The sequence below is a fragment of the Fibrobacter sp. UWH1 genome (assembly GCF_002210365.1).
In the GTDB taxonomy this organism is placed as follows: Bacteria; Fibrobacterota; Fibrobacteria; order Fibrobacterales; family Fibrobacteraceae; genus Fibrobacter.
The window spans coordinates 251,407-266,540 of the sequence record NZ_MWQG01000001.1 but is presented as its reverse complement, the minus strand read 5'-3'; the positions used below and the strand labels follow the sequence as shown (position 1 = coordinate 266,540).

Annotated in this window: 4 protein-coding genes; 1 reads left to right on the top strand and 3 read right to left on the bottom strand. The window is 51.1% G+C overall.

The features are described 5' to 3' along the window. Nucleotides 1-78: 78 nt before the first annotated feature. Together B7992_RS01020 and B7992_RS01015 are read right to left on the bottom strand one after the other, a co-directional pair. Nucleotides 79-5,982 carry a glycoside hydrolase family 9 protein gene (locus B7992_RS01020; protein WP_254917570.1) on the bottom strand — a complete coding sequence of 1,968 codons (5,904 nt, stop codon included), beginning with the start codon at nt 5,980-5,982 and terminating at the stop codon, nt 79-81. 95 nt (nt 5,983-6,077) lie between these two features. Continuing rightward, nucleotides 6,078-12,740, bottom strand: a complete 6,663-nt coding sequence (locus tag B7992_RS01015) for a glycoside hydrolase family 9 protein (RefSeq protein WP_175549694.1) — start codon at nt 12,738-12,740, stop codon at nt 6,078-6,080. A 136-nt stretch (nt 12,741-12,876) separates the two neighbouring features. Here B7992_RS01015 and B7992_RS01010 point away from each other — a divergent pair, with 136 nt between their 5' ends. Beyond that, complete coding sequence (locus tag B7992_RS01010) at nt 12,877-13,977, top strand: hypothetical protein (protein WP_176421811.1); 1,101 nt, start codon at nt 12,877-12,879, stop codon at nt 13,975-13,977. Between the two features lie 431 nt (nt 13,978-14,408). Here B7992_RS01010 and B7992_RS16910 read toward each other — a convergent pair whose 3' ends face one another. Then, entirely contained in the window at nt 14,409-15,065 is a 657-nt protein-coding gene (locus B7992_RS16910) for a hypothetical protein (RefSeq protein WP_199174046.1), read from the bottom strand. Between the last annotated feature and the right edge of the window lie 69 nt (nt 15,066-15,134).

Here is a 15,134-nt window from a genome sequence, read left to right as displayed (position 1 = left end):
AAATAGCAGGATAGCACAAGTGCTATTGCCGATAGAATTAACAAGTATGGGGAATCTGAGTAGATAATCTCGGACATTTTATTTTGCTCGTTTTACACCAAACTTTTCGGTTTTGTCGTAGGAATCCTTGTAATTGAATCTGCTGATTGTCTTACTATCCTTAGACAGGTTCGGTGTGAAAATGTAGTCTATCTGAGCCTTGAATATGTAGGCACCTGTTCCCACAGAGCGTCCATTTTCAGACTGAAGGCCTGTTACTGCCATATTGGGCCATTCCAGGTAGAGTTTTATCTTGCCGGCAGTTGACAGATGCTTGTCGGGAGTCAAGACGTACCGAACCAGGGAACGGTTAACATAGCTGCCCAGGTTGGAGTAGATAGGCATGTTAAGTTTGAATGTGAGTGCGTCCCATGCTGCAGATTCCGAAGTGGAGGCTCCACGGGGGACTTCCATCTCGATTTCCCAGATGGCTCCACGGAGAAGATCGGGACTGATTCCTGTTTGAACGATTTGACCGTTCTCTATAAGGTCTAATTTTTTTGTATTTACGTCAAGTGCATAGAATCTTATACCGGACTTTCCGGGAAGGCTCAAGTCGGTAGCAAGGGGTCTTGTCACCTGTTCGCGGAGGTGAATGTCAAACTTGATGGTCGGATTACCAGAACCAGAAATAGGAATCCAGGGGTTGTTCAGCGAGGGGGTGTTTCCGTTCTGGTCCACCAGGGCGCTGAATTCCTTGGGCTGCATACGGAGCAGACTTCCGTCGTTAATGGTAATCTTGTCATTCTGCAGGTAGATTCCCTGTATATGAGAGTTTCCGCCGAGCAGCGCGCAAGACTGAATCGTGTTTTGATAGATTGCCGAATCCGCGTCACCATTTTTCTGGCGGTATAAAATTTGATTTATGTCGTGGATATTTACCGGTTCACTAATTTCGATGTCCAGCAGGTCAAACTTGTCTGTCCTTGTGAGGTATGCGGACACGAACACGGGACCGACAGAATCCTTTGCGAGAATTTCGTTTGATTCGTAGGATGCGTCTGAACCGAGGTGCTGTGCAACCTTACCTGCATTGTTCATCCCGATGGTTCCTCCATCATAAGGACCGCTTGTGTTACCGTAGCTGAAGGGAATAGGGAGATTCAGGCTTGCGTAGAGACTGTCCGGAGTGAAGGTCAGGGAGGTGCCTGCAACCCACAGAGTTTCCGGCTTTGCCTTGCCGAAGATAATGGATATCTGGTCAGGAATGTGTTTTCTGTCCATGGCTCGGGAGTATTGCAGGTCGATATGTTCTGCAGAACCGTCTTCGTCTGCGTCGGAAATCACTGCATACTGCAGCGGGATTGGCAGTAACTTCAGAGTTATGGGGAGGATGGGCTGTCCGCAGACTTCAGATACCTTGTTGCCGCTCTTGTCGGTAATGGAACTGGTGGTTAACAGCTGGCCGAACATGCCTTCTGTTACGGCGGAACTGCCATCAGCGTTGAAGGCAATTTCGAATTCCCAAACGTTCAAGGAGTCGTTGTAAAGCTGAGAGAACAAGACGGTGGGGGCCTCTGCCTTAGTCGACTTATCCGTTGCGAAAAGCTGGATGGGCCAGATTTCGCCGGGGGCCGAAATCGGTTCGCTGAACTTCATGTACACCTTATCTGTTTTCGCGGTGTCCATACGTTCCAGAACGGAGATTGACAGCAAAGTGGGTGCGATACCGTCTAGGTATTGAGCTTCCTCGTTCTTGATTTCTCCCTTATAGTTAGAGAGGAGGGCTATGTATCCGGAGGGATTCGTGTTCGTTGTGGTGTCGCTGATATTGAGAGCGAGGACAATGTCCTTTCCGGATTGGCTGACGATATTGGTTGTTGTAAGGGTATCGGACTTATAAAGGTATCTGACCTCGATGAAGGAGGCACTGTCGTCGTAAGCCTTTGACAGGGTGATGTTCAATGCGTCTGGCTTGTTGTCGCAATCGGTGTCTACCATCTTGGCCACTTCGATAATGGGCCAGGGCGGCAGATCCTGAATGAATAGTTCCGCAGAGGCTGGCTGGTACTCAATCTTGGAGCCGCCACTGCTGCGGGCATACATTATGGTCGTGTCTGCAATGCTGGAGGCGACATAGAATGTGGCTTCTCCATTAATCAGGGTGATGCTGGTAATAGAGATTGTGGCATCATAGGTGGCATAGAACTGAACCGTATTGTTGTCTGTAGTCAGTTCCAGCGTAATGCTAACCGTATCCATAAGGGCCATTGTACTGTCTAGCAGGGATACGTGAACTTCGGCCTTGTGGGCTCCATTTTCGCCCTTGTAGGTAACATACTGCTTCTTGTCAAAAACAAGATAGCGCTGTTCCGGCGGGGTTGTAATGGTGTCGACTTCTACGTTGGTCCTATAGATGGCGCAGGCGCAGTCATACTGATTCAGGGAACTCTTATTGGCGCCATGGTTGTGCCAGCTGACCCATTCTACGTAGTTGTTACCGTAACCTAGAATGGAATCCTTCTTGAAGATGAAGGAGTCGGTACGCGGAGAGGCGTCGTATACGAAGTCCTGGGAGACTCCATTCATCTCCAGGTCATCCAGGAAGCCTGTGGGGCTTACAGTGCTGGATCCCACATAGGAGATTGCGGAGTCAACTGTTTCAACAGAATAATGGGGGCTGATAAAGGGCGAGGTGAAATTCAGGGCTACGGTGCGGTTGACCTGGGGACCATTTTCCGGAGTGTAGTCGGGGCCATAGCCGTAGATATGCTTGCCGTGATAGTAAACAACGATGTAGGGGTCTTCCACGTAGGAAATAACCTTGTTGCCGTTGGCATCGGTTTCCACCGCTTCAGTTTCCTGGGCGGTGAAGTAGGGAGCCTGTGTAAGGTCTACGCCTGCGAAATAGGCCGGGTCGCTGCTTGCTGTATGGGGAATGAGGGACCAGCCGCCATCAAAGTCCTTGAAGGTGGCTCCGCCATCCATAAACTTGACCTGGAAAATCATCTGGCCCGAAACGCTCAAGGTATCCTTGATGGTAATGGGCAGGTAGTACTCGCCATTTGTAGGAGTGGGGTTTCCGAAAGAAATCTCCTTGATCGATTTCATGGTTCCATTGCCATTCCAGTTCTGGGTAAGGGGAGTCCAGGTGATTACCTGGAAGTTTGACGATTTACCCAGATAGAGTCTGACTTCAAAATCATGGAAGCTGATGGAATCATTGTTGGATATAGAAATGAAGAATTCATGGCAGTCTTGCCAGTTGGTGCATTCTGCCTGGTAGGAACTGGGCTTGATATATATTTCCAGGTCGGCGTAGGTGGCGTAGGAATCCGTTGTGAAACTGTAACCTGTGCCGCCGTTGTTATCGGTGGTGATGCCTGAAGAAACGGTAAAGTAGTATGTCGTGCCCGGCTGTAAATCGGTAAGTTTTGCTTCGTGGAACAGAACAGCTCCGCCTTCTGCATTTTGAGCTTCGTTCAGGGCGCTCATGGAGGTGCCGTAATTGACAACGCCATTCATGCGGTCAGAAGACCACCAGTAAATCTTTGCGCTCCTATTGTCGACCTGGCAGATAGTTACGCCGCTGATCGTTGTGGCTGCCTTGGTCATGGTAAACTGGTACCACTGTCCATGATTGTCATCGGTGGTCATATTGCGCTTGGTGTCCATACCTTCCAGGAAGAAGTAGTAGGTTTCACCCAAGGTCAGACCTTCCAAGGTAATGGCGCCGCCCTTGGTTGCCTTTGATTGCTGCACGGACTTGGCGGTAGAAAGATCGGGGGAGGTGTTGTAGAATACGGTTACCAGGGCGACTTCGTTTGCGTCCCAGCTAATAATGGCTTCTGTGTCAGAAATCGGAGTGCCTGCAATGTTGCTGAACAGCGGACCTTCTGCATCGATGGGCAAGGTTTGTGCCAAACTCTGAGCCGGGAAGAGAAGCTGTGCAGAGAAGTCAATGCAAGTTTCTGTAGAGGTGAATTTGCTCCAGTCTTCAATCAATGTCTTTGTGGGTTCACGTCCTCCCATGAGGGCGCCGATGGGGCACTTGTACTTGTAGGGCATTGCGCCTGCATTATATCCATCGGGGTTGGCGGCTCGGTTATGGGGGTGCTGCGGGTTCTTGTCGCCAGCGCCCAGTAGCAGAGAAATATCCCAGGGGTTTGCACCTAATGCATAATACATGTTGTCAAGAGAAACTCTCAGGTAGCGTTCATCCTGCATCAGTTCGTAAAGAAGGAACACAGCGACGGCCGAACCCATATTGTAACGGACAACACCCCAGTCAAAGCCTGGCCATACCAGGTTGTAGGGCGGTGTTACTTGAACCTTAGTCTCGCTTTCTCTGGGTTCTCCTGCGGATCCCGGATAGGTGACTGCGGTGGAATCTCCGCTAGTGTTTGTTTGGATCTGCTTGCGGAAAGCGGCCATGACTCGCTTTGTGAGTGCATCTCGTTCCGTTTCAGAAATGTTGTACTTGGCTGTAACTTGCGGATCGTTAAGAATCAATTTCTGGATCGAGAACAGGACATAGGCAAAAAGATTCTGATAGTCTGTTGCCCAGGAATTGTTGAAACCCGGACCTGTTCCCAGATAACCAGCTTCAAAGAAGGCTAGGTCATATACGGCATGGCTATTGACATTCAGTTCCTTGTTGTTGAACAAGTCATATTTATAGGTCGTGTCTCCGGTTGCGTACCAAAGAGAGGTGGCGGCCGCTGCCGCATCGTCTTCGCAGAGACCCATGCCGGAGTAGTAACCCTTACCATTAAACTGGATTGGATCGGTAGGATCGGTCTTGTAGAAAGTGGCCTTTCCTTTTCTAGCGCAGGCTTTTTCTAAAAATTCCCCTTCCTTTTCGCTTCCGTATTTTATGAATGTGGGCTTGACAATCTTGGAATAGATTGTCTTGGCTGCTTCCAGGAGGGAATCCGAATAATCGGGGTCGTAGACTTTATAGCCTGCGGCAACGTTGGCCAGGGCCGCTGCATAAACGCCGGCAACGTTCGTTCCGATGTCCTTGAGAACCAGTCGATCAGGACCACCTTTTGCCTGAGACTGTTTGTCCTGACGTTCGGGCAAATCCCAGAAGGCATGGTCAAAGTCACTCATGCCCACGGTATGATACATATCGCCTTTTTCAATGAGACCATCTTCCACAGAAGCGTTATAGAGCTTCATGATGTAATCGGTTCCGACTTTGGCCTCGTACAGAACATCGGGAATGCCATCGGTAAACACCGTGTCGGCATAGGAGTTCCCGTAACGGTCTTCGGCCTTGTCCTGGTAGGTGAGGTAGACCATGGATAAAACGTATGAGGCATAGCCTACGGTTTCTGCAACCTTGAAATGGTCACCGCAATCGTGCCAGCCACCTGTCAAGTCATGGCCTACTCTAGAACCGTCCTGCAGATGGCATGCTCCATGGAAATGGGATTTCGTATTTCCGCAACGTTGAATGCCGAAGAACTTCAGAGAGTTTTCAAGAATGGCGTTGTATATAGACGGATGGATATGGAAGGTCGCTGAAGTATCGTTTCCCACCACGACAAAGTATTCGCCAGGTGTGGTAGGGGATAACTTGGTGAAGTCTGCCCTATAGAGACTTTCTGTATTGGTTGTTTCCGTCGTATCGCCGAATTCATAAACGCTTTCAAGAGAATTAAAAGCTCCGTTAATCCAAATGTTTGGCTTGATGGCGTTAGAACGGATTAGGCTTAATGATCCGCTAAAGGATTCTGCCCCCGTCTTGGCGTCAACGACAGAGAACTTGGTGGCCTTTGGGTCGGCCACATAGGCGTATTTGTAATCCTGCGGTCTAAAACCACTTTGGTTCAGACGAATAGAACGTCGGCCGTAAACGTTGACTGAGTCCTGGTAGCGACGGTCATGGACCTTGTCGGTCCTGTCAAGGTTTGGAAGGTCGGCTGCAATTACACTGGATGCCGCCATGCCTAAAAACAATAAAATTCCAACTAGTTTCTTGAAGCTTTTACTCATAAAAAAAAACTCCTACCCGTTTCAAATAACACAAAAGAATGTGGTCTTTCTGGACCACATTCTCTCGCTATCATAAGTTTTATAACACCTGCATCTTACTGCTTGATTCGCCTAAACCCGAAGGTCTTGGTGAAGGTGTCAGAACCGCTGATGTCTTCTCTGGTGTCGCCAGCTTCCTTAACTTCCGGGAAGACCGTGCTAGAGGCATGGGTCTTGAACTTGGCGATGTAAGGACCAGTACCAATCTTCTTTCCGTCGGCACTCATGGGGTAATCTTCAGGAGCGCACCATTCCAGATAGAAGGTGATTGTGCTACCTGCAGAGATGAAATCCTTGAGGTACTTGGTGGAATCGGCATAATGGGTGTTAATGACATAGGCACCGATGTTTGTAAAGATGCTCAGGTCAAAGCCCAAACCGTATTCACGAGTGTTGCCGAAGGGCAGTGCGACTTCGATTTCGAATACAGGGCCTGCGCTCTTGTAGTTAGGAATCGGAGCGGAACCTACCTTGTTGAGTACGTTGTCGCCTGCAGCCAGGATGATGGTCTCGCCAGCCTTGTTCTTTGCGGTCAGACGGAAGTTTTCGCCCTTTGCAAAAGGTGTGCCGCCGTAGTAAACATCATAATTGTTTCTGGACTTGGTAACCGGTTCGGTAGAGACAATTGTGAACTTCACGTTGGATACAGATCCGGTGACGGGGACCCAGGGAGTTTCCTGTCCCGGGAAGTTTCCTGCCATATCTCTGAGAGTGCCGAGGCTTATGTCAGAAACCATGCGGAGGGAGTCGCCAATCCAGATGGCTGCTGCTTCCTTATGCATGTAACTCAGACGGATCGAGGAAGATCCAGAAGAAAGAATCATTGCGAGGGTCGGAGTATTCATGGGGCTGTAGAATACGCCTGCGGCACCTTCGCGGCTTCTTTCCACCACGCGGGGCTGATATACGGTGTCAATCGGTTCAGAGAAGGTCAGATTGACTTCATCCTGAGAACCTCTTTCCTCGTCACCGATGTCGAAGCCTCGCCACTGAGCAGAAAGGAGAATCGGGGCGCAGTTATCATGGAGGTCTGCAGTATTGTCGGAAATCTGGCTTTCAATGGGGCCGAGACGGGGACGCACGGTACCCTTGTATTCGTTGGTCTTGGGATCCTTGTTGGAACCGTAGGTCATATTCTTGTAGATGCCCTTCTCAACAGCCACACGGATGATGGAGTGGTAGAGAATAGAATCCTTGGTTCCCAGGGTGTCGATCTTCGGGACGAAAGTGGAATCCTGCTTGGTTTCGTAGGTAGAGCAGGTCTGCTTTGTCATTGTAGAAGTGGTATCGACCTTCAATACGGTACTGTCGGTGGGCGCGAGCGTAGAATCATCGGCAGGATAAGTGTAGTTCCAGGTAGTATCTGTTTCTACAACAATGATATCCTTGAATTCAACACAGGTCTTCTGAATGCTACCCTTGATCCAGGTACCGTTTGCGGAGTCCAGCTTTGTGTCGTAGATCGTAACGGTTCCTGCTTTGATTTCCTCCCTGGTCCAGCCGTTAACAGGCATAGTGAATGCCTGGTATACTGCCGGGTTACCCCAGTATACATCGATGGTGTCCGGGATGTCCTTGTCGCGGAGAGCCCTTACGAATTCCACGTAGATCTCATCGGGCTGTCCATCGCCAGTAACGTCAGTAATCTTTGCGTACTGAACGGGAACGGGGCGAACGGCTTCGATGATGGTCACGGGGGCGCAAGTTGCGAGCTTATTGCCAAACAGGTCTGTAATGTTGAAGGCCTGGGGAACTTCAGCCTGCTTACCTGCCTTGACTGCGAAGTTTTCGTTTCCTTCGATAACGTACTGCCAGCTCTTGCCGTTGTCATCCGTCTTTGCCGAGACAACCTTGATGGAACTCAAATCCACGGCAGTCTGGTTTTCGTATACGGAGAGAGGCCAGCTCTTGGTATCAACAATATTGACCGGTTCAGAGAATACCAGCTTCAGGGTATCCTGAGCATTCACATGATCTTCGTTTTCGAGGATAGAGACGCTGGTCAACTTGGGCTTTACGCGATCGGTGAGAGCGACTTCTGCAGAACTTGCAGTGCCCTTTTCTCGCATGTAGACAATCACCTTGCCGACGGGGTTAGCACCAACCAGGGAGTCTGCGACGGAGAATGATATTTCCTTGCCTGTAACCGTTGCTGTGGGAACTAGGGTGAATCTATCGCCTTCGGAGGAGCCTTCAGATTCCATAACCACAATCATACTATCCATGATGATGTCGGTGCCGTCAAAGGAGGCGTTGTCGAAGCTTACGGTCAATGTTGCACTTGTCAGGGCATCGCCAGTCAAAGTACAGACATTGTTCTGCACGACTGCTTCCTTCGGGGTCGGCTTGGTGGCTTCAGCGTAGAACCAGGCAGAATCGCGGTCATCTTCATCTTCTGCGTCGACGTATTTCACCATGATGGTGTCGCCGCCGTAGAACGGAATGTGGGGGAGGCCTCCTTCGCTAGCAGAGGCGTTGAGCATATCGCTGCTGAAGTAACCGAGATTTTCGTCAGTTCTCTTCAGGGTTACAATTGCGGAATCCTTTGTGCGGGAATTATGCACAGAAACGGTTACCGTTGAATTGTTGCGGTTGTCCTTGTCGCGGAGTTCGATATGGAACTTGTTGGAACCATCGATCGGAGCCGGACTAGAGACGGAATTTCCATCCTGGGCAATGAGCAACAGAGAACTCTGAGTGCGGTCACCCTTGCTGAACTGGATGTAGTAGGAACGGTTAATAAAGGCGCAACCACCGTTTTCTACGCAGTAGGAACATGACGGATCCGGGCCTGCAAATACGGTAATGTCAACCTTGTTGGTACCGATGGTCAGCTTGACCGGAATATCCAGGGCATAACGACCGGTAGAATTGTCGTAAATGGCTGCCTTGGCCAGCTGTTCGTTGGTCAGCGCGACACCGTTTACCCAGATGGAATTCACGTAACCGCTTTCGGTGATGAATGCCTGACCCTTGACATGCATGGTGCTGGTGGTAGAGTCAATCTGGATGTAGGAACCGTTAGATACGTTGAAGGGGGCGTCAAAACTCATCGTGATTTCGTAGTTGGCGCGCTTGTTAATCATTTCGTCGTAAGAGGGGCTAAAGCCAGAAATGAATTCGCCCTTGCGGTAAACTGCAATGTAGGGGTTCACAGGAGCCTGTTCAATATCGCCCTGGTCCTTTTCCCAGGAAGGAACACCTGCGTAGTCGGCACCGTCAACTTCACGAGAGTGGGCCGTCCAGGTCCAGTCCTTGGTATTGGGGATGAGGAAGCGCTTCTTGCCAGGAGTACGCAGTGTTTCGCACATGTTGTTCTGATAGATACCAGAAGAGAAGCCTACGTCAACACGCATACGAGAAGAGGACTTGATGAGAGTTCCGCCCAGCGGGATAGGAATGTACCAGTCGTATTCTCCCGTTGCCGGGTTGTAGGTGTCTTCCAGCTTGACAGGAACGGCATGACGCAAGTAATAGCGGAGAGAGTCGTCAACGTTTTCGCCTGCGGCATTTACGCAAGGTCTGTTGAAGCCTGCTTCATCGTAAGCCTGGCAGATATCGGAGTCGATCAGCAGCGGGCAAGTACCCGGCTGGTTGTTCACGCCAGGAACAGCTTCGATTTCTTCGGGCTTTGCAGTCACGTAGAGACGCAGTTCGATATTGTCGAATTGACGGTCTTCATTATTGATAAGGTTCAGGTTCAGGAAGTCCATTCCACCGAATTCATACTGATAGACGCTGACATCAAAGTTGTAGCGGGTAACGGGGGTGGTGAACTTGAGGGGCTGACCCTTGTCGTCGTTGCAGCGGATGGAACCGTTACTTTCGACGCAGTAATAATAGGTAGTCTGTTCTTCCAGGTCGCCGAACTTGACGTAATGGAAACTGGTGGGGATGCCGGAAACGTCAGCGTTGCCGACGATGTCGCAACTTTGGGCTGCTGCACCCGGGCAGATCATCTGGTCGTAGGGTTTGACTTCGGTATCCCAGTATACCTTGGATTCGTACTGACCGTTAGGAGTGTACCACATGACTTCGGCGGTATCTGCAGTCAGGTTACAGATCTTGACGTTCTGGATATCGGCATCGCCCGGAGGGCTTACGAGCGTCGTGAAGGAGAAGGGGGTGCTGGTGCTGTCTACAAGCCACTTGGTGGTGTAGGCTTCACTACGTGCGTTAATGGAAATGACCTTGAAGTAGTAAGTGGTTCCGTTCTGGAGTTCAGTCAGGTTGAATTCGTGAGTGACACTGTTGATGGTGTCCTTGACCGGAGTATTGAAAGGACCAGTTTCGTTGGTGCTGTACAGAATCATTGCGGGGCCGCGGACATCCTGGCCAACCTTGATGATTGCGCTGTTATAGCCGACGTAACGAATTTCCACATTGATTTCGGAAGGTGCGCGGTTGCGATCTTCTTCCTTGATGGCGGCAGAGGCTGCGGCAAGGAACATTGCGGTTGCGTCGATACAGGTTTCAGACTTGTAGTAGTCTTCCCAGCTCAGGGTAGACGGATCCCATTCGTTGTCGCCTTCGGGAGGAACACCGCCGAACAAGGCGCCTACAGGGGGCTTATAGGTATAACCAGCACCCGGCATGTTCTTGCCTTCGGGGTTTGCTGCACGATGATGGGGGTGGTTGTCGCTCTTGTCGCCCACGCCGATCATAAAGGAAATATCCCAGGGGTTCACACCGAAGAGGTAGTTCAGCTGGTTGATACCGAGCTGCTTCATCTTTTCGGAATTCCAGTTCTGAACGCCCTTCTGGGGAAGTCTAACTCCTTCCAGGTCCTTGGTTACGTCTGCGTATGCGAACACGTCAAAGATGTTGCCTGCCTGGTAGCGGTTGTAAATCCAGGCCATCTGAGTCTGCATCTGGTACCAGAGGTCGCTTGCAGAAACGTTCTTGGTTCCATCGCTGGGGTTCGGAATAGGAATAGAGGTGGAGCCTGTGCCGGAACGGGCTGCTACGTTGTTAGCCAACATGAAGGCGACGTTTTCTGCATACCAGAGACGTTCGTCGTGAGTGATTCCGTAATGGGTAGAAATACTGTCGTTCTTGAGGAGGAGCTTGTAGAAACCGTACAGGGCGTAGGTCTGAACGTTTGCCCAGTCGGTGTTACTGCTCTTACGCATACCGTCACGCTTGGCTGCCATCCAGCCACCGCGGAAGAAGCCTACGCCAGGTTCCTGATCGGTACCGATGGTCTTGTCTTCTACGGCATCGTTAAGGTACTTCATACCGGAATCGGGGTAGGTTCCATAATGCAGGGCTACTGCTGCGATACTGATATCGTCGATGTAGGAGTTGCTTCCGCTATAGGCGGGAGTGCCCCATTCGCCCTTTTCCTTGTTGTTGTTGAACTTCAAACCATTGCCGTAGGTCGGCTGGTCCAGAGCGAGAGCTCTTGCGAATTCATAGATAGCTACGGCTGCCATCTTACAGGAGTCGGCGAAAGCCTTGTCGTAGAAGGCGTATTCCTTACCGAGAATAGCGAGACCTGCTGCAATTTCACTAGAAACGTTGGCGCCCAGTTCACCCAGACGGACGTCACGTTCATGAGGACCTCCTCTACCCTTCAAGGTTGCGGGAAGGGCGTCCTGGTTTTCCGGTCTGCCCCACCAGCCGTGGTCAGCGCCGAAGTTACCCACAGAAACAGGCATATTGTCTACAATGCCGCCAGCTACGCGGTAAGCTCTCAGGAAGTAGTCTGCACCATGCTTGGCTTCGCGGAGAATGTCGGGAATACCGTCGGTGTTGACTGTTTCGGCGTGGTTGTAGGCGTAGTTGTCATCGTCGCGATCCGGGTTGCCGGCGGCGGTAATGGCAAGAACCATGAATGCATAAGCCTGGGTGTAAGATTCCTTAAGATGGTCACCGCAGTCGTACCAGCCACCTTGGAGGTCGCCTTCCTTGGGGGAGATGGGGGTTGCTGCTGCACCAGCGGTAATGTTGTTGACCACGGGGCCACCACCATCCTTGGTATGGCTGGGCTTGTGGAACCAGGATTCAGAGTTACCGCTTCGGTTGACGCCGTAGAACTTCAGCAAGGCGTCGCGAACCATGGAGTAAACGCGGGGGCTGATGATGAATGTTGATGAGTACTGCTTGAGGACCTTCACGCGGTAGCGGGTGTCCTGGGCGAGGCCACCGGCAAGCTGGGTCAGGTTACCGATACAGACCTTGCCTTCGGGAGCGTCGGCAGAGGATGTATAGCGGCCCTGGTTGGCTGTTGCGGCGTCGGTACCAGCCTTAATGTTCCAGGAAGAGGTCGTTGTCAGACCAGACGACATGAAGGTACCACCCTTGGCCACTTCGTTACCATCCAGGTCAACGACGGAATAGGTTTCGGTACAGTTTCCGTCAGAAACGTAGTAGAACTGCATTTCCGGATCGTCGGGCAGGTAGCCTGCCTGGTTAATACGGATACGACCGATGCGGAGGTTTTGCGCGTCGCGGAATGCCTGGTTCAGGGAGTCAGGAATCAGTCCGTTGGGAACGAAGTCCTGAGGCATGGAACCGACTGCGGGCACAGTATTGTGCTTCTTTGCGTTGGGCACGTACTTACTAAAACTCTGTACGGTACCGCCTTCATCAGTAGCGGCGGTATCCCACGTCATCGGCCAAATAGGTCGAATCAGATCGTACGGGGTCGGTTGCTCCTGTTCTACAGCGAACAACGCTGTCGCTAGCAACAATACGGGTACAACAAAAAACGGCATAAAGCCTCCTTTAGAAAAAATCCCATCAACACGGGAACAAGATAGCCTTTTTTTCGTGACTTGTTTCACCGAAAAAAAATTACAAAGACTAAAAGGTGAAAAAACGTGTTTTTTATCTATATTTACATGCATGACTGTGTTTGGCAATCTTACAAAAAACTTTTCTTTAGTGGCGGCCGGTCTTGCCTTTGGTTTGGCGGCATGTGGCGAAGATGCTACAAGTGCTAACGAACCTTCTCACGAAGCCAATGTTTACTCCAGTGCCGGAGTAGATGTTGTGACCAGTTCCAATTCCGACGCTACCCCTGATTCCGGTTCTGACGTTGGTCCGGCCTCTTCCGCTGCGCAACAGCAGGCAAGGTCCTCTTCCGCCAAGAAATCCGAAACCGCAAGCTCTGACGAAGTGCTTAACGAACCCTCTGGCGTCGTGAACGGATCCTGCTCTCCTTCTACAGACGTTATTCAAAAAGGTGAAATTGCCACTTGGTCCTTCTATCGTGAATCCGGCGATGTCTTCGATGCGATCATGTCTCCCTTCGTCTGGAAGTTCCCGGAACTGAATAAGACTGTTTCCGGTAACGGCATGAATTCCGTGAACATCACCTATACCGAATCCGGCATCTATACTGCGACCCTGAATGTCGATGGTAGCGAAGTGCAGTGCGGTTCCTTGCAGGTTCAGGGCGTGCCCATTGTGGTGAAATCCTGCTCCGCCGAAAAGGCTTCTGTCAATGCTGGCGAAACCATGAGCTGGAATGTGGTTGCTGAATCCGAATCCAAGATTACCGGCTATAGCTGGAGTTCCGATGATGGTGCTATTTCTGGATCTGGTACCTCGGCTTCTATGACCGCGACTGGCGAAATGCATAAGAAGTCTGTTAAGGTTTCTGTGTCCGTCACCAACGAAGACAAAACCGTGCAGACCTATAGCTGTGACCCGGTTACCGTGGTTGACCCCAATCAGGTTGATGTGGTTATGGCTCACTCCATGGCAGACTCTTCCAAGGCCTTCCCGGGTGGCGAAACCATCGTTGCCCAGTATCCGCCTCAAGCTGTTAACTGTGGCCTGGTCTGCGGTGGTAGCGGAAATGGAATCCTTCTGAATATCGATGGCGAGGAATACACCATTGACTACTCTGCAAACCTTACTCCTGCTGCTTGTACCGACGGTTCTGCCGCCGGAACCAAGATCACGGTTAGCGCTTCCATGAACGTACTTTGCTACGTCACTTACTAGTATATAGGTGAAAGCGGAAAGGTAAAGCAAACCTTATGGACAAGGGCCCGGTGTTAAACCGGGCCTTTTCCGCATAAAGAAAACCGCTGTCATGCAGGAGGTTTCGTTAATGCTTCCTGACGCTCATAAAATAAACGTCATAATGAATTGGCGAAAAAAGCACCTCCCTAGCGGATCGTGGCCCTCCTTTGTCTCATCTAGCGAGATTGGGCCATGACGCAGGCACTAGACCAGTCTTTTTATGCGAACGGTCAAAAACGCAAAAACCCGCCTTTGGGGACAGGTTTTTAGCAGGGGAGATTTTAAGGGGGGCGTAGCCCTCCTTTGTTTTGTACCGTGAATAAGAAAAGACTCCGTGATAAGCGGAGTCTTTTCTTATGAGAGTGAGCATTGACGCAGGCACTAGACCAGACGTTTTATGCGAACGGTCATTAATCCTTGCCGGTGAAGATGATGACGAGGACGGATGCAACGAATGCTGCAGAGACAATCAGGAATTCCCAGGGATTTTCCATGATGGTGGTCTTTGCAGAACCCATGGATTCGGATTCCATCTTGGCGCGTTCTTCAGCTTCAGCCTTTGCCTGAGCTTCGGCAGCCTTCTTTTCGGCTTCAGCCTTAGCGAGAGCAGCAGAATCAACCGGTGCGGGTTCTGCCTTAGTTTCGAGAACTTCAGCCTTTGCAGTGTCAGCGGCAGGAGCGGCTTCAGCAACCGGTGCGGCTTCAGCAGGAGCTGCTTCAGCGGCAGGTGCGGCAGCGGAATCAGTTGCAGCTACGGCTTCGGCAGGAGCAGCTTCAGCAGCGGGAGCGGCTTCGGCAGCAGGTGCGGCGGCAGCTTCAGCAGGAGCGGCTTCGGCGGCAGGAGCAGCTTCAGCCTTTGCTTCGGCAGCAGGTGCAGCAGCTTCGGCAGCGGGAGCGGCAGCTTCAGCCTTCGGTGCTTCAGCGGCAGGAGCGGCTTCAGCCTTTACTTCGGCAGCGGGAGCCGGTGCAGCGGCGGGTGCAGCAGCGGCAGCGGGTGCTGCTGCTTCAGCAGCGAATGCAATTGCAGAGGCAAACATAGTTGCCAGCATCAGATTCTTCATCTTCATAGGATTCCTCTTTATTTAAAAACTTTAACATTCCAAAAAATAACTCATATTGAGCCGTTTTGATGAGTT